Source organism: Alphaproteobacteria bacterium (assembly GCA_018063245.1).
Classification (GTDB): domain Bacteria; phylum Pseudomonadota; class Alphaproteobacteria; order JAGPBS01; family JAGPBS01; genus JAGPBS01.
The window spans coordinates 1-24091 of sequence record JAGPBS010000032.1; the positions used below are offsets into that span (position 1 = coordinate 1).

Here is a 24091-nt window from a genome sequence, read left to right on the forward strand (position 1 = left end):
TTGGAGCAATAGATTTAGATCAGATGGAAAAATACACTCCCGTAAATTTATACTCTAAGTTATAATCGAAAAAGTGTTACCTATGTCCCCGCACATTCGTTACCCATGTCTCCGGTCTGTACAACTTCGCGGGGATGACAAAGAAGAAGACGGGAATGACGACTTTCTAGACATCATTACTAAGTGAACAGTATTGCTTTCAAATTCAGCTTGCAATTTGGTGTGATTCGTTATATCAGAAAGAATGCACACAGAAAAATTCATCCAGCTGACACTCCATTTTCCGATCCCAAGCTCAATGGGCTCTGAGGACTTTTTTACAACCGATAGTAATCATGCTGCTGTTGATTTTATCCGCTCTTGGCCAGAGTGGCCAGAGCATCATGCCATTATCGTTGGTCCACATAAGTCCGGTAAAAAGCATCTCTCGTGCATTTGGCAAGAAAATTCAAAGGCTGAATCGCTCACTGTTTTGGATGATCTGTTTTTAACGGTGCTTAATAACCAACATCTGAAAGCGTTGATTCTTGAGAATGTCTCTCAAGTTGCAGGGGATAAGGTTCGTGAAGAGATCCTTTTTCATTTGATCAATCGGTCAAAAGCAGGAGAGCTCGATTTATTGATGCTGGATGCAGAGCCACCTAGCAAATGGAAGATTAAGCTAAAGGACTTGAAAAGCAGGCTGAAGGCTTCACCCTTGTTCAGAATTGATCCACCGGATGATCTCTTGCTGCGCGTTTTGATTTTAAAGCAATTTTCGGATAGGCGTCTTGCTATTTCGCCAGAAGTGCTTGAGTATCTGTCTCTGCATATGACCCGCAATTATGAGCATATTTTTGAGATGATCAAAACGATCGACTCTTATTCCCTTTCAACAAAAAGGGCCGTGACGATCCCTTTGATCCGTGATATCCTGAGTCATAATAATCAATAATAAAGGTGAAGAAATGGCTCTTGTAGAACAATCAAATAGAACCGTCTATTTTGATGAGAATTTTAGGCGTGTTGATTTTGACAAAATAAAACCACTCTATGTTATTGAAAATTCTGATAATTATTTGCCGTTGTTTATTTGGCAGACTGTTGCTGCGTCTCTTGATACAAAAACTGTGCAAGCTATTAGATGTACAAGTCGGTCTTTTTATAACGTGTCTTTTTACATGTTACCTTTGACTCTTCGCTCTGTCAGGTTTGAGACTGATCAATCTCTCTTGCAGTTTAAGCTGTTTATATCTCAATTAAAAGAAGGTGAGCAGACTCAAGTTGAATCGCTGACTTTGCCAAGTAAGCATGATAATGACCTTCTATATATGCATGAGTTTTCTAGATGTTTTACAGCACAAGAATTGATTGATTTAGCGCGTCACGCACCTGATTTGGTTAGTATTACGAATGTGCTTCAACTAGAGGGAAGTGGTTGGATGTCGTTTCATCAAGCGTATAAAGTATGTTTTTCTTTAATCCGAAATTTAGATCTAACAAATGCTGTGCCTTTGATAGCAAATCATGATCGCCCCGGTCAGTTCCTCTTTTTTGAAGTAACTTATTACTTACAATTGTTTCAGCATTTAGAATCTTTGAATTTAAGCAGATCCGCTATTGTCTCTGAACATTCATTCCATTCGTTTAAGAAAGAGAATCTTGCTCATTTGAAGCATATTGATCTGTCAGAAACATCTTTAGATGCAGTCGCTTTGCAGAGATTCCTCATCTATGCATTTGATCTTGTTACTTTAAATCTGAGACGTGCGGGCTCTGAGATGAGCTATTATTCAGAACGTCCTGCACAAGCCGGAATTCAGGGCGGTTTTTCAGGGGTGTGTAAGGATCAGTTTCCGAAATTGATTGAGGTTGATTTGACGGGAACGAATGTCTCAACAAAAGATGTATTGTTATTATTGGCGGCGGCACCTCAATTGAGTATACTGAAATTACCTCAAACAGCTGAGATGGATCAATTTTTGGGTAAAATGTCTCAAGAGATCTATGCACGATTTGATAAGCTGTACTATGATGATGTTCTGATCACGCCGAAAAAGCTTCGAGCGCTTCAGTTATATTTGAACAGAAGGCAAGATGTTAATCTGAGAGCTTCATTGTAATCGTACCTCTGATCTCATCAGATTGATCAATTGTCACCATCAAGTTTTGCCCAAGCGCATAGCTTTTACGAGATCTCATTGCTTTGAGTTCCTTGTGCTTGACATCATAGTGGTATTTGTCTTTTGGCATATTCTCAATTGGTAAAACACCTTCAGCGCCAAGTTCAGGAATATAGATGAAAAGATTGAATCGATTCATGCCAGAAATACGGCCTTTGAACTTTTTGCCAACCTGGTGTTGCATATAATGCGCAATGAGCCTATCATCTGTGCTCATTTCAGCTTTAAAGGCCTGGCGTTCAGTAATGTTAATGTGACTCGCCATCTCATCAAGCTCTTCAGGATCGGTATAGGCCTGACCGCCAACACCTAAATTGAGTTTGTGAATGAGGAGTCTATGTACAATCAGATCAGCATATCTGCGAATTGGCGATGTGAAGTGGCAATAATGGTCAAGAGCAAGGCCAAAGTGACCAATATTCTCAATGGTGTAGCTTGCTTGAGATTGCGAGCGTAAGATCATTTGCTGAACGAGATCTCTCTGACCTTCATTAAGCTTTGTTTCTAGTAATTTGTGGAAAAAATGAGCTGAGGCTTTTGGGTTCTTTTTATAAGGGATGCCTAAGTTTTTGAGTAGAATGAGAAAATCTGAGAATTTTTCTTCAGGCGGATGATCATGACAACGATAGAGGCATAAAGATTGTTTGAGAGAAAGCGTTTTGGCGGCTGCAATATTGGCTGCAATCATAAACCCTTCAATCAAAACATGGCTTTCAAGGTGTTTTTTAACAGAGATATTTTGAATTTCCCCAGCTGCATTGAGTGAAAATTCATGTTCTGGCATATTCAGATCAAGCGTATCACGCTGTTCACGATTGCGTTTTAAGGCATGATAGGCGCCGTACAGGGCGTTGATTTCTTGAAGGTTCTCTCCTTTTTGCGCATCGAATCTCTTTTGCGTTTCGGTGTAGGTGAGGCGTTCAATAGATTTAATCAGGCCGCGATCGAATTTGAACTTCAGAATATGACCTTTGTCATTAATATCAATATGGGCAATCAGGGTTGGTCTATTTTGATTTGGCCTTAAAGAGCAAAGATCATTTGAGAGAACTTCAGGCAACATCGGGATGACGGTGCCAGGGAAATAGACAGAATTTCCCCGGAGGAAAGCTTCTTTGTCGAGTTCTGAATTGGGGCGAACGTAATAAGAGACATCTGCGATGGCAACTTTGATGTGCCAACCATTTGGGTTGGATGGATTTTTATCAGGAATCGCATAGACAGCATCATCAAAATCTTTTGCATCTTCGCCATCAATCGTGACAAAGGGTAGGGCAGTGTAGTCTTTTCTGTAGGCTGCCTTTTCATCAAGAGCAGGAAGTTGCTCCGCTTCTTTTAAAAGCGGAGGATTAAATTGATGAGGGAGTTCAAATTGCTCAACAGCGATGCGATAAAAATCTTTTAAGGCGCCAAGTTGATGGACCTTCTCCTTTATGTCAGGGATAGGTTTGTTTGTACTGAAATCCAGAACAACAAGATGATTCACGAGAGCTAAATTCTCAGGTGTATTTGGTAGCTCAAATTCAAAGCGGTTCTTTTTGTTGGTTGAGGTGAGGTATAAGTCTCCATTCCTTTTCACAACATAGGCGAGGGCTGTATCAGAAATTGACGTTTTTTGATCAAAGGCTTTTTTGGGAGGGCGACCCGTTGATTTTCTGAAATGCTTTTTTGGTGCAGATTTTTTTTTCTGCTTTTTGGAAAAAAATTGTTTTGTCATAGGCATAGTCTATACGAAATAGTCTCAAATAGATAGTGCCTATTTCACTGAATCAGTCATACTGACGAATGATGCTAATCAGGCTGCCCTGTATTGCAACTTGATCTTTAGCGTATGATTTTGATTCAAACTTAGGATTTTCAGCCTTGAGCAGAATTTGATTGCGACCTTCTTCTTCAAAATAGCGTTTTAAGGTGACTTCTGCTTCGTCAACGAGAGCAACGACAATTTTTCCATTATCAGCTGTTTTTGATCTGCGAATAATCGCAATATCGCCATCAATAATGCCTGCATTTTGCATCGAATCACCTGAGACAATCAAGGCATAATGACGACCTTGTCCAATTAATTTTTCAGGCACAGTGATGAAATTTGTTGGATCTTGAAGTGTTTCAAGTGGTGAGCCTGCTGCAACTTTGCCGTAGAGAGGGATCTCTATCATTTTCTCCTGAGGCGGAATGGATGAGATAAAGGAGGTGTCTCGCATGGTATCATGTTGTGCAGCAATGCTGTCGGAGTAATCATTTTTGGAGGGCCTGTTTGAAATTTGAGCGCCTCCTGGAAAGCGAATGATTTCAATGGCGCGTGCTCTGTTCTCAAGCCTGCGGATAAAGCCACGTTCTTCAAGAGCCATAATGAGTCTGTGAATCCCTGATTTTGATTTAAGATTCATTGCCTCTTTCATTTCATCGAAGGTAGGGCAGAGCTGGTCTTGGTCAATCTTATTTTTAAGGTAAATAAGCAATGATTTTTGTTTTGGTGTTAACATCATGTAGTCCTATATTTCTTTTTGTTTTTCTGGCCAGAATGAAGGCCACTTCTGAAAGGCGAAATGTCTTTGTTATCATCAAAATATGATAATCAATAAGGTACTTTAAAAGTCGGGTCTGTCGTTTTAAAACGTAAAATTACAAAAGTGTAATTGCCATCAAGCATAGAATTACGACCACAGCAACGGTTGAGTAAGTTAATAGCTTTGTAAAGCCATTCCAAGTGTTGAGTCTGTTTTTATATTCGATTTCATTGATCATCCAGCCATTCCTCCAAAGTTTATATAAAAAACTTTAGCATATTTTTTACATTTTAACATCCCTATTTTTCAAAAAAATGCATGAATACTGTGATCAATATTTATTATATTCAATTAGCTGCATTGGTTTGCTGTTTTCATATAATGTGTTGGTTTGCAGAAGAAGCGGTGCTATACTTCAGCCAATAATATTTATAGGGGTGGCGATGTTAAGTCAGCAAATAAAAGAGCTAAATTCAAAAGAGACAGTGTTTTGGCTTTTCGGCTTTACACTTTTGATGCCTCTTATCTTTTTTTGGCCGAGAGCCTTGCCGGGGCTATTGATTTATTTTACGCTTCTCTCTTTTGTAAGTATTGGGCCTCAGTGGAGAGATCTATTTCGTATCAAAGATGTCTTTATTGTATTGTTCTTGTTTCTCTCTTATGCGATTTTTTCTCTTTTGTGGGCTGAAAATCCACTGTTTGGTATGAAAGAAATTTTAAAAATCCTGCTCTATAGTCTGTGTGGGATGATTACTTTAAATTGCCTTGTTAAACATAAAGTTGATTCCATAAAAAAATATTTTAATTTAATGGCTTATGCGTCAATTGCAAGTTCTTTGATTTGGATATTTCTATATATAGCTGATTTTAAAATATTTTCTTTTGATTTAGCTTCTTCGTTTCATTACGATTTAGGTTCTTTTCGCAGAGGATCACATTTATGTGCTGTCCTTCTGTTTCCTTTATCAATCTATCTTTGGCAATTTAAAAAGCGCTTGTTGGCTGAGATTGCATTTGTTGCTCTTTTTTGCACCATCTATCTTTCATCAAAGCATACTGCATTTTTGGTTGTTTTGATGACAGCCGCTTTATTGCCTTTTGTGTTTATGTTGAGAGGTTGGTTTATCAGATTGTTTCAATTGTGTTTGATTGTCTTTTTCTTTTTTGCGCCTATTGTTGTGGAGCCTTTTGTTGAGCCTGCTTTAACTTATGCAGAAAAGGCCCAAGAGACAGATGTAAAAATACCGACATCTTTTCTGCATCGCTTAAAAATCTGGGACTTTACATCGCATAAAATTATTGAAAAACCAATTCAGGGATATGGCTTTGGCTCTTCACGCTTTCTGGGGGCAGGGCAGAGAACAAGTCTGACTGTATCTTTATTGCCATATTTCAAAGGCGTGGAATCTCCTGATAAAGAGACGCTTTGGGTCTTAGGTGATCTGAGTCTTTTGCCTCTCCATCCTCATAATGCCTTTTTACAGATTTGGCTTGAGCTTGGTTTGGTAGGGATGTTGATTGCAGCCGCATTTCTATTCTTTTTGATAGAGAAGGGGCTGAGCATGCCGAAGAGAGCGCAGCAGATGATTTTTATGGGCGCCTTATTTCCGGCTTTGGTTGTTGTGAATATGAGTTATGGTCTTTGGCAAAGCTGGTGGATTTGTTCTTTATTTATCATTGCTGGGATCGTACAGATGATGTCTCGGGTGCTTGATGAAAGGGGATAAAATGCAAATTCTTGTTTTAAAACATGGTGCTTTGGGAGATGTCATCCTTTCATTTCATGCGCTGGCTGCTATTCGGAGACACTATCCAGAGGCTCATATTGTGGTTTTAACAACATCTGCTTATAAAGCTTTCTATGAGAAATGTCCGGATTGTGATGAGGTTTTTGTTGATGATAGGCCCAAATGGTGGCAATTCTCTGGAATTTTGTCGCTTTGGCAATTTTTTAAGACGCGGACATTTGATTTGATATTTGATTTGCAAGCCTCAGGTCGCACCTCTCTTTACTATCGTTTTCTGCCAAATGTAAGAGACTCAAAATGGTGCGGCATTGCACCTGGTTGCTTTTACTTTGATGCCTCAACAGATAGAAAAAAAATCCATAGCTTTGAGCGTTATCAGAGGCAGTTAGCAATCGCAGGCATTCCTGCTTATGGTCGTGCAGATTTGTCATGGATGGTTAATCTAAAGTCTGAGCATTCTGTTGTAACGCCTTATATTTTATTGATACCTGGAGGTTCTGCTCATCGTCCTAAGAAGAGATGGCCCATTCATTTTTATATCAAGCTTGCGAATATATTATCTGAGAGAGGATATATGCCTGTATTTATCGGTGGTAAGGATGAAAAGGACATTGCAGCGATGGTTGAGGATTTACCTTTTACATCAGTCAATTTACTCGGCAAAACAAATTTTTATGATTTGGCAGCTCTTGCAACAAAAGCAAAGATGTCTATCGGCAATGATACGGGCCCCATGCATCTGATTGCAGCTCTCGATTGTCCGTCCTTGGTCCTTTTTTCCTCAGAGTCTAATCCTGTTATGTGTTCACCAAGGGGAATACATGTCGACGTTATGCAGCGTGATGATTTAAAGGATTTGCCTGTTGAGGATGTTCTTGCCAAAATAGAGAAGGCTTTTTTGTGAGATATCTTTAGGCAAGATATAAAAACTGTTACTGATTGTAATTAATAAACGCCGTCACTCAGAGCCCTCCGTCAGGAGGGCGTGGAGTCTCTTGGACATTTTCAGTGAGTACAGTTTGTCTTGATCATTAGCAGAGATTCCACGTCACCCTTTATGAGGGTGACTCTGAATGACGGTCTGTTTTACTGTTAATACCTTCTAATCCCTGTCCGCAGCAGCTCTTTTCAGGCGGTCGTTAATCGCAATCCCAAGGCCAATCTCTGGAATGGGCATCACAGCAATTGCTTTAAAGTGTGGTTGATCAAGCGCTCGAAGCATTGCAAAAAGATTTTTAGCAGCTTCATCCAGATCACCCGTTGGGCTTAAGTTTAAGACATTCTCTTGCGTATCGATTAAGGTTGGACCAAAGGCCAGAAAGGCATCACCTTCAGTTGGAAAATGAACATTGAGCTTCACAGGAAGCGCAGGGGCATAATGGCTTTTGAGCATGCCAGGGGCCGTGATGACTTTATCTTCAGCAGCTATTGCATCATAGAGAGGGCCAATGAGCTCTTCAATCTCTTCTTTCAAAATAGCGCCTGGTCTTAAAATTTGTGGCCTCTCAGAAGATAAATCAAGAATGGTTGATTCAAGGCCAATCTCTGATTTGCCACCACTGAGAATAATGTCGATGCGATCACCAAGACTGCTTGAAACATGTTCAGCTGTTGTTGGGCTGATGGAGCCAGAGCGATTGGCACTCGGTGCTGCGATAGGTAGATCCACAGCACGGAGCAGATCTTGGGCAACAGGATGATTTGGGCATCTAATTGCAATGGAGCTCAATCCTGCTGTTGCATTTGAGACAATCGGTGAATCAGATTTTTGAGGCAGAATTAATGTGAGGGGGCCTGGCCAAAAGTGCCGCATGAGAATTTCAGCTTTTGTAGACACCTCTGCATAAAGAGCTGCTTGTGCTGCTCCCCAGACATGGATGATGAGCGGATTAAAGCTTGGTCTTCCTTTTGCTTTATAGATTTTATCAATGGCCTTACTATTGGTTGCATCAGCGCCAAGGCCATAGACTGTTTCTGTCGGAAAAGCCACGACCTCTCCCTTTTGCAGATGTGCAGCTGCAATTGTAATGTGATCAGAAGAAGGTGTATAAATGGTGGCCATTGTGACATACTCATATAATTAGGAGACTGCTGCAATACTCATATGCAAGAGAAACAATAATTAGCTCCCGTCATTCAGAGTCGCCGCTAGGCGACGTGGAATCTCATTAAATAAGAAACTTGATGCAATCTTTGTTGAGAGATTCTAGAGACTCCACGGGCCCTGCCTCCTACGCACTGTGTGCTTCGGCGGCCAAGTAAGGCCCTCTGAGTGACGGTAGACGATTTCGCAGCAATCTATTGGTCATGTTATTATAGAGATTTATCTATAAAAATCAAGGAAGACTTAGCTTAGTACCATTAAAGAGGCATTTTTTTCTTTTTGAGCTGTCTTAACAGAAATACAATTGTGAAAATAGCAATAATTGCCATAATGCCAAGATGGTCATGTTCCCAAAAAGCCAAAAGAGAGATGATAAACAGCACTGTGTTATACAGAATAATTGTTTTACAAATTTTGTGCGCAGGCAGTCCATTCAAAATAGGTCTTTGGAAAAAATGCTGCTGATGTGGTTTGAATATGTTTTCTTTTCTCACAAGGCGTTTCAGGAGTGTCATCGTTGCATCGGCATAATAGAAACCAGGTAAGAAAATGACTTGGAACCAAAGGCCTTTCGACAAGAGATGAAGCATAAGCCATCCAGTGATAAATCCTAAAAAGATGCTGCCAATGTCACCAAGGAAGATGCGGGCAGGGTGCCAATTCCAAATCAAAAAGGCAAGAGCTGCAAAGAGAAGGCTGATGCTGTAAAGGCCTAGGTCAACTGTTCCTGTCCAAAAGAATAAAATTGCAAAACCAAGACAGAGGAAAATAGTCTGCTGGCCTGAGATGCCGTCAATGCCATCCATGAAGTTGAAGAGATTAATCCACCAGATAAAGGCGAAAACGATCAGGATTCTATCAATCACGAAAGGGAAAAGCCCTTGAAAGAAAAGACCTTCACTCCCAAAGGTCATTAAAATAATCACCACAGAAAGAGTCTGACAGAGCAAGCGGAAGAAGGGAGAAACTGAACGAAGATCATCAAGCCAAGAAATGTACATCAAAATAAGAGCGCTCACCAGCAATGGAAAAAGCGGCGCTGTTTGAAGGTGATCGTTTGTTAAAAGCGCAATTAAAGGCCATGTCACAAATTGAGCGCCAATCAAAGCCCATCCACCGCCTCGAGGCGTTGGAATCGTGTGGCTGCTTCTTGAATTTGGAATATCGAGTATCGATTTGCGGCGGAGATAAATGACCAATATATCTGTGACTAAAAAGGTTAGTGCAAAAGAAGCTGCAGCAGAGATAAACGATAGAAAGAGTACATTTTCAAACATTTATTGTCCTTGTTCATCAGATGGATGATTGATAGTATCAGTTAATTGTTTAAAAATTATCTTATACCGGTTTAAGAGTCAAGAAGTTTAGATTTTTTCAAGAAAACAGAATGATTTAAGTCTTGGCGAGGCGTTTTTCTAAGGCTCCAAGACTTTGTTTGTATCGTGCATTATTTGGCATATATTGGACTACTTTCTTCATGAGAAGTAAGGCGTCTTTTGGACCCTTGTCTTTGATTTGATTATTTGCAAAGCGTTTTGCAAGTTCATATGCAATCATTGCAAAATTATTTCGGACCTTCAGGTTTTTAGGTGCGAACATAAGGGCTTGAAGCATGAGCGGATAAGCATCTGGATATCCTTTACCTTCAACTTGGCCATTCGCATAATGCGTGCTGAGGGCGAGTAAGGTAAAAACATAATTGTCTCTTATGGTTTTTTCATGTGGGTCTAGTTCAAAGGCTTGTTTTATCAAGGCATATGCATCCTCAATCCTTTTGTTTGCCACTGCGCCATTAAGATATAGAAATGAAACTTCAGAACAAAGACCAGCGAACTCCAAACGCAATCTTTCATTGTTCGGAGCGAGTGCATAAATTTTCTTGAAAAGAGAATAAGCATCTAGCATTCCTTTGCCTGGTACTTGATCTTCGATATACAGAGTTGCTAGATCGCACCCAGTCATGATCAGCGTAATTTTATAGTCTTCATCTTCAGGGCTGAGTTTGTAAGCTCTTTTAATCAGCGGGTAGAAATTTATAGGGTCTAGGTCCAAATCGAGTGTATATCTTATAATTTCTCTTGCATCTTCGATTGTCTTTCCCTTCACCGAACCAGCAGCATATTCTTTCAGCTTTAAGAGCATCTCTTGGAGTGATGGAAAAATATCAACTTTTTTACTGCTCAAAGAGGCTGATTTTCCTTCAGTATAATCGCCGATGATAATGACTCGATTTTGTGCATCAATAACGCCTTTATTTCGGATAGTTGTGGCGCATAAGATAATATTAGAACTTCGAAAAGACTCACTCGTCGCGATCTTAATGTTTTGTGATTGTTGTTGGATTTTTGCGCGATCGATAAAAGTCATATCGTCCTCCTTTGATATTTTTCAGCAGAATATCAGTCTCTTAAAAAAAACTCAATAAGCAGGAAATGTCTGCATCAATTGATCAACAAGATCAAGTCTTTCCCATGAAAAGCTACCATCAGCGAGAGCTGTTCTTCCAAAATGACCGTAAGAGGCTGTCTTTTGGTAGATTGGTTGGTTCAATTGTAAGTGTGTCCGAATTCCCTTAGGGGAGAGATCAACCAATTCTTGCAGAGCAGCGGCTAACTTTATTTCAGAAACGCGAGCTGTATTGAAGCAATCAATATAAATGGCAAGAGGTTTGCTGATACCAATGGCGTAACAAAGCTGAATGAGGCATTTTTTTGCAAGGCCTGCGGCTACAATATTTTTTGCTAAATAGCGAGCAACATAGGCAGCTGACCTGTCAACTTTGGTTGGATCTTTGCCTGAGAAAGCACCTCCACCATGAGGGGCTGAGCCTCCATAAGTATCAACGATGATTTTTCGTCCTGTGAGGCCCGTGTCTCCATTAGGCCCGCCAATCACAAAACGTCCTGTTGGATTGACATAGAGGCGCTCTTCTGGGCACATCCATCCATAAGGCAGAACCTCTTTGAGATGCTCACGTATGTAATTACGAATTGTTTCTTGTGTTGTATCTTCAGTATGCTGTGTTGAAACAACAATTGTATGCGCTCTGACAGGGCGAGCATTTTCATATTCAAGTGTCACCTGGCATTTGGCATCAGGACACAAAAAAGTCGCATTTCCTTTTTTGCGCGCATCGGTGAGTGTTTCTAAAATTCTGTGCGCATAATAAATAGGCGCGGGCATGAATGTATCTGTTTCTTCGCAAGCATAGCCGAACATAATGCCTTGATCGCCTGCGCCTTCTTCTTTATTTGCTGAGGCATCAACACCCATGGCGATATCTGCAGATTGCTCATGAATGCGGTAATTGACATCGAGTTTTCTCCAATCAAATCCGTCTTGTTCATAGCCTATATCTTTAATTGCATCAAGTGCTGTTTGAATAACCATATCTTTTGTGATAGAAGCAGGGCCACGAACCTCACCAGCAAGAGTAATGTGATTTGTTGTGGCAAGTGTTTCAACAGCGATGCGCGATTCAGGGTCTGTCTTCAAGAAAAGATCAACGATGCTGTCAGAAACGATGTCACATAATTTATCGGGATGTCCTTCTGCGACTGATTCTGAGGTGAAAAGATATCGGTTACTTGTCATTGACGTACCTTTCTTGAAGATGAGTTGACATCATTTTTTCTTATTTTCATGGTGTTGTAAAGAACACTGTAAGATTGATTACCGTCACTCAGAGGGCCGAAAGGCCCCTGGAGTCTCTAGGGAGTAACAAATAGTGTAGTTTTTGTTGGTGTTTTGCAGAGATTCCATCCTCCTACGCTAAAGCTTCGGCGCGACAGGCGCCACCCCTTTAAGGGTGGCTCTGAATGACGACTCTTCATTTCAGTGCTCAGTCTTTCTTACGATGCATCACAAAGTAACTGACTGTCAGAACAATCGCAAAGCATGAAATGATGACGGCGCCTAAGGCATTAATTTCAGGCGAAATACCCAAACGTACGCTTGAAAAGACAACCATTGGTAATGTTGTTGTGCCTGGCCCTGAAACAAAGCTTGCAATCACAACATCATCAAGAGAAAGGGTAAAGGCCAAAAGCCAACCGGCAAGCAATGCGGGTGTAATGATTGGAATTGTGATGACTAAAAAGGCTTTCAGTGGGCGACAGCCAAGATCCATAGCAGCTTCTTCGAGTGAGAGGTCAAATTGCTCAAGCCTTGCTTTTACAATAATGGCCACATAGGCAATCGAGAAAGTCACATGTGAGATCAGAATCGTTTCAAACCCACGTCCAGATGGCCAGCCAAAAAGACTCTCAAATGAGATAAAGGTAAGTAATAGAGCCAGACCCGTGATAATATCGGGCATCACTAAAGGCGCAGTCAAAAGGGTTGAAAAGAGCGTAAAACCTCTGAATGTTTTCAGACGAGAGAGAGCAACAGCAGCCATTGTTCCAAAAAAGACAGCGCAAGTCGCTGACGTTGCTGCAATTTTGAGGGAGAGGAAAGCTGCTGAGATCAGCTCTGTATTTGTGAAAAGCTTTTCATACCATTTAAAACTAAAACCGCCCCACATAGACATCAACCTTGAGCTATTGAAGGAATATAAAATGGTCAGCAAGATTGGCAGATATAGAAAAGTATAGCCAAAAATGAGGATGAATAAGTGCCGAAAAGGTGTACGCATTTTTATTTTGCTCCTTCTTCTGCTTTGTTCTGGGCAATTTTAAAGACAATCATCGGTACGATTAAGATCAGTAAAAGCGAAATGGCAAAAGCACTCGCAATTGGCCAGTCTTGGTTTGCAAAGAATTCGTTCCAGATGAGTTTACCAATCATCAAATTATCAGGACCGCCAAGTAGCTCTGGAATCACATATTCACCAACAGCTGGAATGAAAACCAACATGGATCCTGCAATAACACCAGGCATCGATAAAGGCAGAATAATAGATAGGAAAATTCGAAATGGTCTACAGCCAAGATCAGCCGCTGCTTCAATTAAAGATCTATCCATTTTTTCAAGAATGGCATAGAGCGGCAAAATCATAAAAGGCATGTAGGTATAGGTAATGCCGATATAAACGGCTACATTTGTATAGAGAATGTGCAAAGGTTCATTAATAAGCCCAAGCCAAATGAGCGCAGAATTGAGAAATCCAGTGGGTTTTAAGATCATAATCCAGGCGTAAACGCGAATCAAAAAAGGAATCCACAGAGGCATAATGATCATAATCAACAGAATAATCTTCTTTTGTGATTTGATGCGTGAGAGTGAATAAGCAATGGGATAGCCAATGAACAAGCATAGAACTGTTGAGACAAAAGCAATTCGAATCGAGTTTATGTAGGTTGAGAGGTATATCTTATCTTCCAGCAAAAAGATAAAGTTTGCAAAGGATAGTTTTATGTTCAAAGTTGCTTCATCAAGCAGTGAAAAGACAGATGTAATAGGGGGCTTGCCAATAATAGGTAAGGCAAAGCTAATCTTGAGAACAAAGAGAAAGGGAATCAAATAAAAAACGATAAGCCATAAGAAAGGAATCGCAATGATCAGGGTTTTTTGGTGACTTAGCACATATCGTTCAAAGAATGAACTGACAGAAGAGGTTGACACCGCAGCCACGTTATAGACAAGAGAGGCAGATTTTTGTTCATTCTTTTTCATGTGAGAGCCTCCTTTCTAGTGAGTCAGGACAACAGCAGCACCAGATTGCCAAGTGAGATAGACTTTATCATCCCAAGAAATTGGACGTTCTGTTGAAGGTGTTGTGTTTGGAGCTGTTACGCGCATTTGTATGCCGCTATCAAGCTCTACAACATACACAGATAGATTTCCTTTATAAGCAATCTCATTCACAACGCCAGTTGCGGAATTATATTCGTGAATTGGCGGTGGGTTGTTTGGGTCTATCTTTTCAATCTTGATTTTTTCAGGCCGAACTGCAACCCAGACTTGCGTTCCGACTGGAACAGGGACAGAGTGATTAATGTGCAGTGCATTGTCAACGTCATTTGCGACGATTGTCACAAAATCCTTTTCAACCAAATCCACGCGTCCTTCAATCATGTTCACAGATCCAATAAATTCTGCAATGAATTTGGAGTCAGGATATTCATAAATCTCATTTGAGGTTCCAATTTGCGCAATCCAGCCTGAATCCATGACAGCAATTCGCGATGACATTGTCATTGCTTCTTCCTGATCGTGCGTTACCACAACGAAGGTAATCCCAACTTGCTCTTGAATATTCACAAGCTCAAATTGTGTTTCTTCCCTGAGTTTTTTATCGAGTGCTCCTAATGGCTCATCGAGCAAGAGGAGTTTAGGGCGTTTCACAAGACTTCTGGCGAGTGCAACACGTTGCTTTTGTCCGCCGGATAATTGATGAGGCTTGCGGCGCGCAAAATCTGACATTTGTGTAAGGTGCAAGGCTTCTTCAACTCTTGTGTTAATGACGCGGCGTGGCAGTTGATCTTGCTTAAGACCGAAGGCAATATTTTGTTCAACAGTCATGTGAGGAAACAGAGCATAGTTCTGAAACATCATATTGACCGGACGTTCATAAGGCGGAATATGTGTCATATCAACGCCATCAATAAAGATTTGTCCTTCTGTTGGTGTTTCAAAGCCAGCGATCATGCGGAGCAGTGTTGTCTTTCCAGAGCCAGATCCGCCAAGGAGAGAGAAAAACTCACCTTGATAAATGGATAGATTGACATTGTCAACAGCAACCTGAGTTTCAAACTTTTTGGTTAGATTCTCAATCCGTACATATGGTTCAAGCTCTGGGTCTTGCCAGGGCTCTATAAATCTTTTTGAACTGTAAAATGTCATTCTGTCCTCATTTGTGAGATAGGTTACTTATTATAGATGAATTTTGTCCAAAGTCGATTCCGTTTACGCATTTCGAGCTTTGTTAGAAATTTTGAGGTGAAAGTTCTTTTCAAATCCTCATTAGACAAAAAGATTCTGCCCGGTACCAAGAGCTCAGGGCTCATGTATTTTCGTGATTCAGGTATCGCATTCGGATATTCAATGTGATCTGAGATCGGTCCCATCACCTCTGGCCTGATAATGTAATTGATATAGGCATGGGCATTGTCAATGTGCTCAGCATCTTCTGGAATGACCATCATATCAAAGTTAAACTCTGATCCTTCACGGGGGACATGAAATTTGATTGTTGATTTGGATCCTAGATCACGCGCTCTGCTAGCAGCTTGATTCACATCACCAGAATAGCCAATGACAAGGCAAATATCTTCGCTGGCAAGATCATTGATATAAGCAGATGAATGAAAATATCGAATGTATGGGCGGATTTTCAAAAGCTCTGTTTCAATTTTTCTGAGATCATCATCATTTGTCGTGTCTTTATCAAATCCATAATAATGTGCAAGGGTGCTCACCATCACAAGGGCTGAATCAAGCATGACAATGCCGCACTTTGATAATTTCTCAGCATATTCAGGCTTTAAGATAAGATCAAGACTATCAAGAGGCGCATCAGGAATGATCTCACGTACTTTTGTCTCATTCACCCCAAGGCCAATCACTGTATATTGATAGATAACGGCGTGTTCATTGCCAGGATCAACTTCCTCAGCAATCTTAGCAAGCTGCGGGTCGACATATTTTAAATTTGGAATTTTGCTTTTATCAAACTTATGCAAAGCGCCAATTGAAATGAGCCTTGGGACAGTTGGATTTGAGGAGGGAACTGCAACGTCATAGCCTGATTTTCCCGCAATGATCTTGGCTTCCATGACTTCTGAGGCATCTGTAATATCGTAATGGACCTTAATGCCTGTTTCTTTTGAAAAATTCTCGAGGGTATGTTCACCAATATAGTCATTCCAGCTAAAAACATTCACGATTTTTTCTGATTCATCAGCAAGAGCAGGTGCTGAAAGAGATAGAGTCAGAACGGATAGAAAAGAGAAAAGCTGATTTTTCATGTGAGTCATTTGGCTAGAATTCAAGATATTGCCTTTGAATCTAGCAAACTTTTATTGATTGGAGGTTAATAGGGGAGGGTGATGGGAAATAACCTGTAGTTAAACTTATGTTATTGTTTTGAAATGAATCTGATGATTGTATTTTGCTGGTTTCTAACCATAGTAGAATTCAAATAAGTGTATACCGTCACTCAGAGGGCTCCTACAGGAGCCCGTGGAGTCTCTTGGGTATATCAATAAGCATTGCATTATGTTCTCGTATTGATGAGATTCCACGCCACCTCTTTGGAGGTGGCTCTGAATGACGATTCACTAAATTCGAAAAATCATTGATGATGAATTGACTATCTCATTGATCATAAAGAAACTTTGTCCAGAGCCGATTTCTCTTTCTGAGTTCCATTTTGGAGAGCAGTTCTGTCGTAAAGGTTTTTTTCAAATCCGCAGGGGTCAGAAAAACTTTGCCTTCTTCCAAAAGCTCAGGGTTCATGTGTTTGCGAGATTCAGGGATCGCATTTGGATATTCGATGTGATTTGAAATAGCGCCCATCACATCTGGCCTTAGAATATAATTAATGTAGGCATAGGCATTCTCAATATGCTGTGAATCATTTGGAATGGCGAGCAAATCAAAGCTGATTTCAGAACCTTCACGCGGGATATAAAATTCAATATCTGTTGTCGTTCCAAGTTCTTTGGCACGGCTAGCAGCTTGATTCACATCTCCTGAAAAACCAATAGCCACACAAATATCACCGCTCGCTAGATCATTGATATATGAAGATGAATGGAAATAGCGGATATAAGGGCGGATCTGGAGTAGTTTATCTTCAATTATTTTGAGTTCAGCCTCATCTGTCGTGTCTTTGTCGAATCCATAATAATGAGCAATTGTGCTGATCATTTCAAGGGGCGCATCAAGCATCACAATACCGCATTTGCTGAGTTCTTTCGCATATTCAGGCTTTAACACCAAGTCAAGGCTATCAAGAGGTGCATTTGGGAGCAATTCTTTCACCTTGGTTTTATTAACTCCAAGGCCTAGAACAACATATTGATATATCACCGAATATTTATTGCCAGGATCAAAACCTTCTGCGATTTTGGCGAGTGTGGGGTCAATATATTTTAGATTTGGAATTTTGCTTTTATCTAACGGATGAAGAGCGCCCGTTGCAATCAGGCGCGGAACGCTTGGGTTAGAGGAGGGAAGCGCAACATCGTAACCAGATCGGCCTGAAATGAGTTTGGCTTCCATAATGTCAGATGAGTCCACAATGTCGTAATTGACTTTGATGCCCGTTTCTTTGGTGAAATTTTTCAGCGTGTTCGGCGCAATAAAATCATTCCAGCTATAAATATTCACAATCTTTTCATCGGTATCTGCCAGTGTCTGTAAGGGCAAGATGAAGATGAAGATGAAGCTGAGGCCGAGAATAAATGTAGAAAGACTTTTTGATATTTTCATGGACTTGATGAGCTCTAGTTGATTTTATAATAGTTTTTGTACCATGAGGCAAAGTTTTTAAGGCCAATTGCAATCGGTGTCTTGGGTGAAAAGCCCAGATCCTTCTGGCTTTCTGCAATATCTGCGTATGTTTGTGGAACATCACCCACCTGCATTGGTAGTGGATTGATAATCGCTTTGCGACCAAATTCAGCTTCTAGGATCGCAACAAAATCTTTTAGATTCTCAGATTTGTGGTTTCCTAAGTTATAAACCTTGTGGGGAATGCCTTTGTCATTTGCAGCAGCAGGACGTTGCATTGCAGCGATAATGCCGGAGACAATATCATCGATATAAGTGAAATCGCGTTTCATCTCGCCATGATTGAAAAGAGGAATTGGTTTTTCTTTCACAATACAATCCGCAAAAATAAAGGCAGCCATGTCTGGGCGACCGAAAGGTCCATAAACTGTGAAGAAACGAAGGCCCGTTGACGGCATTTTATACACATTGGCATAGGAATGAGCGATCATTTCACACGATTTTTTGGTTGCCGCATAAAGAGATAAGGGTTCATCAACCTGATCTTCAATGGAAAAAGGAATTTTGGTGTTTGCGCCGTAGACAGATGAAGAGCTTGCATAGACAAAATGTTTCAAGCCTTTAAGTTGCCTTGATGATTCCATCATCACAGTGTGGCCCATCAAATTGCTTTCAATATAAGCAAAAGGGTTGGTCAAAGAATATCTGACGCCAGCTTGAGCTGCGAGATGTACAACATAGGCTGCATCAGCATGCTTTTTGAAAATGGCTTCAATCGCTTCTTTATTCTCGATGCCTTCTTTATAGAAAGTGAAATGTTGGTTTTTCAACAAGGGTGCAAGACGTGCTTCTTTTAGAGTTACATCATAGTAGTCATTCATATTATCGATCCCGATCACTTTATAGCCCTGATCAAGAAGTGACTTTGCTGTGTGAGATCCGATGAACCCTGCTGCGCCCGTTAAAATAACTGTTTCTTGCATTTCATACCCTTTATTGTTGGTCTAATGATCAGAATTATACTTTACCATAAGTGAATAAAGTCTATCTGGGAAGCGTTTTTTTAGAGGAGGGGGTAATATTGTTTATTTCGAAAATTGTAATGGCGGATGTTTAGGAATTTCTTAACTTATAACCAGTCATCCTGAATTTATTTCAGCATCTATAGATCCGATAACGAGTTCAGGATGACAAGTATGGAGGACTCAATTTTCTTCTGCACTAAAAAGCAGAGCAGCGGCTTCTGGTGATATTTGAACAGCTGTTTCATTTTCTGATTTGATTTTATCAAAAAGTTCTTTTCTCAGAATGGTTGGCTTTGTATCAGACAAAAGTTGAAACCCGAGTTTGACTTGACCACTCTCAATGTGTGAGACGATAATTTCAATGACGCCGTCAATCACTATCGATTCATTCTTTTTCCGTTTGATGTAAAGCACAGTCACTCCATAGAGATTAGGATAATCAGAAAAGCCCGTTATACTTGATCCATCTCAACTTGAACCGGCGAGACGATCTCCCCAGTTAAATCAACTCTTCCTTCCGCGTTTGAAAGAGCATGTTTGTAAGGCTCACTTTTGGTGTAAAAGCAAAGGGCTTCTCTGACCATGATTTTAGAAATTGGTAATGAGGATACAGTCATTTGCAAGTAATCGGCCTTTGCAAAAATATCTTGGTGAATCCTAATTTTCAAGGGCTTAGGATTTGTGAGGCTGAAACACATCGGGTATGTTTTTACAAAGAAATTGATGATTTCAATAAGGCGTGCACGTCTTTGTGCTGGCGAAAAAAGGGGCTGTTGTGCTTTTTTTTCTCTAAAAGGGCGACGGTTTTCTTTGGCGAAGTTTTTACGTTTTCGATGAGGATCAGAATCCAAATTGTACGTTTGTGTATAAGGCTTCGTGTGAATATAGGAAGAGAATGTCTTACTTGCTCCTTCCTCTTTCCGATCAGATAAAACATAAACACGTTTTCTGGGACGGGGGATATAACTCATTCGTTTCTCGCTTGCTATTTTTGTTATGCGGCTAGTTTTAGGGTGAAAAGTAAAATGCCTATTGTAGAACAAAGCATCAACACCATTGATTTATAACCATAATAATGGTTTTGTAGTAAAAAGCAAGAAGAATATAGTTAACAAGCCCAGAGAGGCAAGTCTTGTTTGGCTCTTTCTGTATAGATTTTCTTACGATCTTTTCCTTTTACTTTTTTTTCTGTTTCAATCAAAGGGAAAAGGCCGAAATTCACATTCATCGGTTGGAATGTCTCAGCCTCTGCTTCACCCGTGACATGAGAAAGCAATGATCCTAAAGCAGTTGTTCGTGGGGGTTCTGACAGATTTGTTCCGAGAATCTCAGCTGCAGCAAAGCGACCTGCCATTAAGCCGCAGGCAGCAGATTCAAGATACCCTTCAACACCAGTGATTTGGCCAGCAAAGCGTAGATGAGGTTTTGATTTAAGACGTAAGAATGAATCTAAAAGGCGAGGTGAGTTGAGGAATGTATTTCTGTGTAGGCCGCCGAGTCTTGCAAATTCAGCATTCTCAAGGCCAGGAATCATTCTAAAAATTTCTGTCTGATCGCCATATTTAATTTTTGTTTGGAATCCCACAATGTTAAAGAGTGTTCCTATTTTGTTGTCTTGTCTTAATTGAACAACAGCATAGGGGCGTTCAGTCATAAAAGGGCTTGTAAGACCAACGGGTTTCATTGGGCCATAGCGAAGCGTATCAATGCCCCGTTCAGCCATAACTTCGATCGGCAGACAGCCTTCAAAATAAGGCGTATTTCTCTCCCATTCTTTGAAATCCGTTTTTGGGGCAGCAAGAAGAGCGTCAATAAAAGCCAAATACTGCTCTTTGTTCATAGCGCAATTGATGTAATCTTTGCCGCCGCCTTTGTCGTATCGAGATTGAAACCAGGCTTGTTCCATGTTAATGCTTTCGCGGTAAACAATGGGGGCAATAGCATCAAAAAAGGCAAGGCTATCTTCGCCCGTAAGAGCAAGGATTTTCTGAGATAAGGTTTCACTTGTGAGTGGTCCTGTTGCAATAATGACTTGTTTATAGGCGGATGTATCGGGAATATCAGTAATTTCGCCTGTGACAAATGTAATATTAGGGTGGCTTTTCAGTTTTTCTGTCACCATTGCTGCAAAGCCATCTCGGTCAACAGCCAGAGCGCCTCCAGCAGGAAGCTTGTGTTCGTCAGCAGCTTGCATAATCAGAGAATTTCGTTGGCGCATTTCCCAGTGCAAAAGGCCAACGGCATTATTTTCATCGTCATCAGATCTAAAAGAATTTGAGCAAACCAATTCAGCACAATGATCAGTGCTGTGTGCATCTGTTTTAACAACAGGTCTCATTTCATGCAGTGTGACTTTGATGCCTTTTATCGCAGCTTGCCAAGCTGCTTCTGAGCCGGCGAGCCCAGCACCGATAATGCATAATTCCTTCATTTCTTTGTCCTTAGTGATATTGAATATAGACTGTTTATACCCTGTCTTACTTTTTTTTGCACGTGTTTTTGTCCCTGCTGCTTGATTATTGGTATAATGTAACAAAACGTTACAAAATGCCATTGTACAAATGAAGGAGAATTTTATATTCTATAATCAGTTAAAATTTTAAATACAAAAAAGGCAATCAAATCATGTTGATGAATCACAAGGCAGAACAAGAGCGCAAGTACCATCAGAATACAATTTCTTTCCCAATTGATTGCATTGGCGTTGGTTTGCATAGTGGTAAAACAGTGAAAGTGAAGTTTTTACCTGCAGAAGCAAATTCTGGTATTACTTTTGTTCGTACTGATATCAAAATAAGCAATAACGTGATACAAGCGATTTATAGTAACGTTGTTGATACAAGAATGTGTACTGTGATTGCAAATGCTGAAGGCGCTTCTGTGAGTACAATTGAACACTTAATGGCAGCCCTGCGTGGCCTTGAAATTGATAATTTGCGTGTTGAAATTGATGGTCCTGAAATGCCAATTATGGATGGTAGTTCAGCAATGTTCATCTTCTTACTTGAATGTGCAGGTATCAAAGCCTTGCCAGTGATGAGACGCTACATCAAGATTCTGAAAAATGTACATGTTGAACGCGCTGACGCATCAGCCAGCTATGCGCCAAGTGATGTATGTGATTACACATTGACATTAAGCTATAATCATCCTTTCATCACAACTCAAAAATTAGACTTTAAACTTGAGCCATCTACTTTTAAATCTGGCCTTGGCCGTGCTAGAACTTACGGTTTTCTTGAAGATTTAGACAGTCTGCAAAAAGCTGGTCTTGGCCTTGGTGGGTCTTTAAACAATGTTTTGGTGATTGATCAAGATAAGGTTCTCAATGAAAATGGCTTACGTTATTCTGATGAACTCGTAAGACATAAAGTTTTAGATGCTGTCGGTGATCTGTATCTTGCCGGTGCTCCTATTTTAGGCCATTTCGAAGGCTATAAATCAGGCCATGAAATGAACAATAAACTTCTCAGAGCTATTTTTGCTTCTGAAGAAAACTGGTGCTATGTTGATCCAGAGCACACAGAATTACCTCATGACGAAGCTTTTGAAGCTGATATGAGACTTTCTGCTTAAAATATGAAAGCATTTTTTGAAAAAGCATGATAGAATCGTGGCCAATGATTTATTGTGTTTTGAGGAAAAATGACCGATTCAAGGAAAGTAAATCTGGTTTATGTACCAGATAAAAGATTAAAAACAGTATGTACACCGGTTGACAAGGTTGATCCAGAGCTATTGGATATTCTTGATCAAATGGTTGAGATCATGAATAAAAATGATGGTTGTGGTCTTGCAGGTCCACAAGTTGGTGTTTTGAAAAGGATTTTTATTGCTGATCCTTTCACAGACGGTCAATCCTGTGTTGTTAAAATGATCAATCCTGAAATTCTCTGGTTTAGCGAAGAAAAAGAGATTCACAAAGAAGGCTGCCTCTCTATTCCTGAATTTTATATTGATGTAGAAAGATCTTCATCAATAAAGGTTCGCTATTTAGATACTGATGGCACAAGTCAAGAAATGCTTGCCGAAGGCTTTCTTGCGCGCATTATTCAGCATGAAACAGATCATATAAATGGCGTTTTGCTCATTGATCGTGCAAGCCCTTTAAAACGAAAAATGGCTATTAGTAAGGTGCAAAAGCACTACAAATCAGATTCAGGCAATGAGTTGGGATAATCACACATGGCGGATAAAAAGTATAGAATTGCCTTCATGGGCACGCCCGATTTTGCTGTTCCTGCTTTAAAAAAGCTTTATGAAGCAGGCTATGAGATAGCTGCTGTTTACTGTCAAAAGCCACGGCCGAAAGATCGTGGACACAAGGTTCAGCCATCGCCTATTCAACTTTATGCTGAAGAAAAGGGTTTGCCTGTTTTTTGCCCGACTTCCTTCAGAAAAGAACCTGATGCGACCACTCATTTTCAATCGCTTGACTTAGATTTTGCAATTGTTGCTGCCTATGGGCTTATTTTGCCAAAATCCATTTTGGATGCACCTCGTTTTGGCTGTTTGAACATTCATGGTTCTCTATTGCCCCGTTGGCGTGGAGCAGCACCCATTCATAGAGCATTGCTTGCTGGTGATAAAAAAACAGGCATCACCATTATGCAAATGGATGAGGGGCTTGATACAGGTGATATGCTTTTAAAAGATGAAGTTACAATCACAGAACTATCAACAACTGCAGAACTTCATGATTCACTTGCCATGATGGGGGCTGATTTAATTCTGAAAGCGCTTGAAAATCATGCAAAAAGAGACTGGAATCCGATAAAGCAAAATGATGCAGAGTCAAATTATGCGCCAAAGCTTGAAAAAAACGAAGGCCAGCTTTCGTTTAAGATGTCAGCTGATCACATAGATCTTTCAGTAAGGGCCTTGAATCCTTGGCCAGGAGCCTATTTGCCTTACAAAGATGAGATGATTAAAGTCCTCGATGCGCGTAAAATTGATGACATTGAACACGCAAGTCCAGGGACTTTGCTATCATCAGAAAAATTAGTTGTTGCAGCAAGTAAGGATAGTGCTATTGAGCTCTTAACAGTTCAGAGGCCAGGGAGAACAAAAGTTTCTGGTGCTGATTTTATGCGTGGTGAGAGATTAATGAAAGGAGACTCATTCCTTAATCGAGGTGGAGCAT

General features: G+C 40.4%; 23 protein-coding genes. 7 read left to right on the plus strand and 16 right to left on the minus strand.

The window, feature by feature from the left end; all coding sequences use genetic code 11:
- Window positions 1-244: 244 nt before the first annotated feature.
- On the plus strand, window positions 245-934 hold the full coding sequence (locus KBF71_05600; GenBank protein MBP9877793.1) for a hypothetical protein: 690 nt from the start codon (window positions 245-247) through the stop codon (window positions 932-934).
- Between the two features lie 13 nt (window positions 935-947).
- Complete coding sequence (locus KBF71_05605; GenBank protein MBP9877794.1) at window positions 948-2102, plus strand: hypothetical protein; 1155 nt, start codon at window positions 948-950, stop codon at window positions 2100-2102.
- Here the strand turns inward: KBF71_05605 and KBF71_05610 are convergent.
- The 3 genes from KBF71_05610 to KBF71_05620 form a co-directional block, all read right to left on the minus strand.
- Entirely contained in the window at window positions 2080-3879 is a 1800-nt protein-coding gene (locus KBF71_05610; GenBank protein MBP9877795.1) for a VacB/RNase II family 3'-5' exoribonuclease, read from the minus strand. The genes KBF71_05605 and KBF71_05610 overlap by 23 nt on opposite strands.
- Window positions 3880-3931: 52 nt before the next feature.
- A complete protein-coding gene (gene lexA, locus KBF71_05615) occupies window positions 3932-4648 on the minus strand; it encodes a transcriptional repressor LexA (GenBank protein ID MBP9877796.1) in 717 nt (238 codons plus the stop codon).
- Window positions 4649-4787: 139 nt separating this feature from the next.
- Entirely contained in the window at window positions 4788-4910 is a 123-nt protein-coding gene (locus tag KBF71_05620; protein ID MBP9877797.1) for an aa3-type cytochrome c oxidase subunit IV, read from the minus strand.
- Window positions 4911-5115: 205 nt separating this feature from the next.
- On the opposite strand from KBF71_05620, the gene KBF71_05625 reads away from it, so the two are divergent.
- Both KBF71_05625 and KBF71_05630 read left to right on the plus strand, forming a co-directional pair.
- Window positions 5116-6399: an O-antigen ligase family protein gene (locus tag KBF71_05625; protein MBP9877798.1), complete on the plus strand. Its 1284-nt coding sequence runs from the start codon at window positions 5116-5118 to the stop codon at window positions 6397-6399.
- Between the two features lies 1 nt (window position 6400).
- Window positions 6401-7324 (plus strand): glycosyltransferase family 9 protein, encoded by a 924-nt coding sequence (locus KBF71_05630; protein MBP9877799.1) that lies wholly within the window; start codon window positions 6401-6403, stop codon window positions 7322-7324.
- A 198-nt stretch (window positions 7325-7522) separates the two neighbouring features.
- Here the strand turns inward: KBF71_05630 and KBF71_05635 are convergent, their stop codons facing one another.
- The 13 genes from KBF71_05635 to trmFO form a co-directional block, all read right to left on the minus strand.
- A complete protein-coding gene (locus tag KBF71_05635) occupies window positions 7523-8482 on the minus strand; it encodes a threonylcarbamoyl-AMP synthase (GenBank protein MBP9877800.1) in 960 nt (319 codons plus the stop codon).
- A gap of 299 nt (window positions 8483-8781) precedes the next feature.
- The gene (locus KBF71_05640; GenBank protein MBP9877801.1) at window positions 8782-9801 is read right to left on the minus strand and encodes a glycosyltransferase family 4 protein; all 1020 of its coding nucleotides are present in this window, start codon (window positions 9799-9801) and stop codon (window positions 8782-8784) included.
- Between the two features lie 115 nt (window positions 9802-9916).
- Complete coding sequence (locus KBF71_05645) at window positions 9917-10891, minus strand: hypothetical protein (protein ID MBP9877802.1); 975 nt, start codon at window positions 10889-10891, stop codon at window positions 9917-9919.
- Between the two features lie 51 nt (window positions 10892-10942).
- The gene (gene metK, locus KBF71_05650; GenBank protein MBP9877803.1) at window positions 10943-12118 is read right to left on the minus strand and encodes a methionine adenosyltransferase; all 1176 of its coding nucleotides are present in this window, start codon (window positions 12116-12118) and stop codon (window positions 10943-10945) included.
- Window positions 12119-12365: 247 nt separating this feature from the next.
- The gene (locus KBF71_05655) at window positions 12366-13160 is read right to left on the minus strand and encodes an ABC transporter permease subunit (protein MBP9877804.1); all 795 of its coding nucleotides are present in this window, start codon (window positions 13158-13160) and stop codon (window positions 12366-12368) included.
- A 2-nt stretch (window positions 13161-13162) separates the two neighbouring features.
- Window positions 13163-14140 (minus strand): ABC transporter permease subunit, encoded by a 978-nt coding sequence (locus tag KBF71_05660; protein MBP9877805.1) that lies wholly within the window; start codon window positions 14138-14140, stop codon window positions 13163-13165.
- A 15-nt stretch (window positions 14141-14155) separates the two neighbouring features.
- Entirely contained in the window at window positions 14156-15310 is a 1155-nt protein-coding gene (gene potA, locus KBF71_05665; protein MBP9877806.1) for a polyamine ABC transporter ATP-binding protein, read from the minus strand.
- A 23-nt stretch (window positions 15311-15333) separates the two neighbouring features.
- The gene (locus KBF71_05670) at window positions 15334-16434 is read right to left on the minus strand and encodes an extracellular solute-binding protein (protein MBP9877807.1); all 1101 of its coding nucleotides are present in this window, start codon (window positions 16432-16434) and stop codon (window positions 15334-15336) included.
- Window positions 16435-16783: 349 nt separating this feature from the next.
- On the minus strand, window positions 16784-17902 hold the full coding sequence (locus KBF71_05675; protein MBP9877808.1) for an extracellular solute-binding protein: 1119 nt from the start codon (window positions 17900-17902) through the stop codon (window positions 16784-16786).
- 14 nt (window positions 17903-17916) lie between these two features.
- A complete protein-coding gene (locus tag KBF71_05680; GenBank protein ID MBP9877809.1) occupies window positions 17917-18906 on the minus strand; it encodes an NAD-dependent epimerase/dehydratase family protein in 990 nt (329 codons plus the stop codon).
- 222 nt (window positions 18907-19128) lie between these two features.
- Entirely contained in the window at window positions 19129-19362 is a 234-nt protein-coding gene (locus tag KBF71_05685; protein ID MBP9877810.1) for a carbon storage regulator, read from the minus strand.
- A gap of 38 nt (window positions 19363-19400) precedes the next feature.
- Window positions 19401-19919 (minus strand): ProQ/FinO family protein, encoded by a 519-nt coding sequence (locus KBF71_05690; GenBank protein MBP9877811.1) that lies wholly within the window; start codon window positions 19917-19919, stop codon window positions 19401-19403.
- Window positions 19920-20056: 137 nt separating this feature from the next.
- Window positions 20057-21379 carry a methylenetetrahydrofolate--tRNA-(uracil(54)-C(5))-methyltransferase (FADH(2)-oxidizing) TrmFO gene (trmFO, locus tag KBF71_05695; GenBank protein MBP9877812.1) on the minus strand — a complete coding sequence of 441 codons (1323 nt, stop codon included), beginning with the start codon at window positions 21377-21379 and terminating at the stop codon, window positions 20057-20059.
- 200 nt (window positions 21380-21579) lie between these two features.
- On the opposite strand from trmFO, the gene KBF71_05700 reads away from it, so the two are divergent.
- The 3 genes from KBF71_05700 to fmt form a co-directional block, all read left to right on the plus strand.
- Window positions 21580-22524 (plus strand): UDP-3-O-acyl-N-acetylglucosamine deacetylase, encoded by a 945-nt coding sequence (locus KBF71_05700; protein MBP9877813.1) that lies wholly within the window; start codon window positions 21580-21582, stop codon window positions 22522-22524.
- Window positions 22525-22593: 69 nt separating this feature from the next.
- Window positions 22594-23127: a peptide deformylase gene (gene def / locus KBF71_05705; protein MBP9877814.1), complete on the plus strand. Its 534-nt coding sequence runs from the start codon at window positions 22594-22596 to the stop codon at window positions 23125-23127.
- Between the two features lie 6 nt (window positions 23128-23133).
- Window positions 23134-24091 (plus strand): methionyl-tRNA formyltransferase (gene fmt, locus KBF71_05710; protein ID MBP9877815.1); only part of this gene is annotated, 958 nt, incomplete at its 3' end.

What these genes read in the sequence shown, in the direction of transcription:
- lexA (MBP9877796.1), bottom strand. Translation starts at nt 4,648, where the DNA reads ATGTTAACACCAAAACAAAAATCATTGCTTATTTACCTTAAAAATAAG.
- KBF71_05675 (MBP9877808.1), bottom strand. Translation starts at nt 17,902, where the DNA reads ATGAAAATATCAAAAAGTCTTTCTACATTTATTCTCGGCCTCAGCTTC.
- KBF71_05680 (MBP9877809.1), bottom strand. Translation starts at nt 18,906, where the DNA reads ATGCAAGAAACAGTTATTTTAACGGGCGCAGCAGGGTTCATCGGATCT.
- KBF71_05645 (MBP9877802.1), bottom strand. Translation starts at nt 10,891, where the DNA reads ATGACTTTTATCGATCGCGCAAAAATCCAACAACAATCACAAAACATT.
- KBF71_05620 (MBP9877797.1), bottom strand. Translation starts at nt 4,910, where the DNA reads ATGATCAATGAAATCGAATATAAAAACAGACTCAACACTTGGAATGGC.
- KBF71_05625 (MBP9877798.1), top strand. Translation starts at nt 5,116, where the DNA reads ATGTTAAGTCAGCAAATAAAAGAGCTAAATTCAAAAGAGACAGTGTTT.
- trmFO (MBP9877812.1), bottom strand. Translation starts at nt 21,379, where the DNA reads ATGAAGGAATTATGCATTATCGGTGCTGGGCTCGCCGGCTCAGAAGCA.
- KBF71_05670 (MBP9877807.1), bottom strand. Translation starts at nt 16,434, where the DNA reads ATGAAAAATCAGCTTTTCTCTTTTCTATCCGTTCTGACTCTATCTCTT.
- KBF71_05630 (MBP9877799.1), top strand. Translation starts at nt 6,401, where the DNA reads ATGCAAATTCTTGTTTTAAAACATGGTGCTTTGGGAGATGTCATCCTT.
- KBF71_05690 (MBP9877811.1), bottom strand. Translation starts at nt 19,919, where the DNA reads ATGAGTTATATCCCCCGTCCCAGAAAACGTGTTTATGTTTTATCTGAT.
- potA (MBP9877806.1), bottom strand. Translation starts at nt 15,310, where the DNA reads ATGACATTTTACAGTTCAAAAAGATTTATAGAGCCCTGGCAAGACCCA.
- KBF71_05635 (MBP9877800.1), bottom strand. Translation starts at nt 8,482, where the DNA reads ATGGCCACCATTTATACACCTTCTTCTGATCACATTACAATTGCAGCT.
- KBF71_05640 (MBP9877801.1), bottom strand. Translation starts at nt 9,801, where the DNA reads ATGTTTGAAAATGTACTCTTTCTATCGTTTATCTCTGCTGCAGCTTCT.
- KBF71_05605 (MBP9877794.1), top strand. Translation starts at nt 948, where the DNA reads ATGGCTCTTGTAGAACAATCAAATAGAACCGTCTATTTTGATGAGAAT.
- KBF71_05600 (MBP9877793.1), top strand. Translation starts at nt 245, where the DNA reads ATGCACACAGAAAAATTCATCCAGCTGACACTCCATTTTCCGATCCCA.
- metK (MBP9877803.1), bottom strand. Translation starts at nt 12,118, where the DNA reads ATGACAAGTAACCGATATCTTTTCACCTCAGAATCAGTCGCAGAAGGA.
- KBF71_05660 (MBP9877805.1), bottom strand. Translation starts at nt 14,140, where the DNA reads ATGAAAAAGAATGAACAAAAATCTGCCTCTCTTGTCTATAACGTGGCT.
- KBF71_05610 (MBP9877795.1), bottom strand. Translation starts at nt 3,879, where the DNA reads ATGACAAAACAATTTTTTTCCAAAAAGCAGAAAAAAAAATCTGCACCA.
- def (MBP9877814.1), top strand. Translation starts at nt 22,594, where the DNA reads ATGACCGATTCAAGGAAAGTAAATCTGGTTTATGTACCAGATAAAAGA.
- KBF71_05655 (MBP9877804.1), bottom strand. Translation starts at nt 13,160, where the DNA reads ATGCGTACACCTTTTCGGCACTTATTCATCCTCATTTTTGGCTATACT.
- KBF71_05700 (MBP9877813.1), top strand. Translation starts at nt 21,580, where the DNA reads ATGAATCACAAGGCAGAACAAGAGCGCAAGTACCATCAGAATACAATT.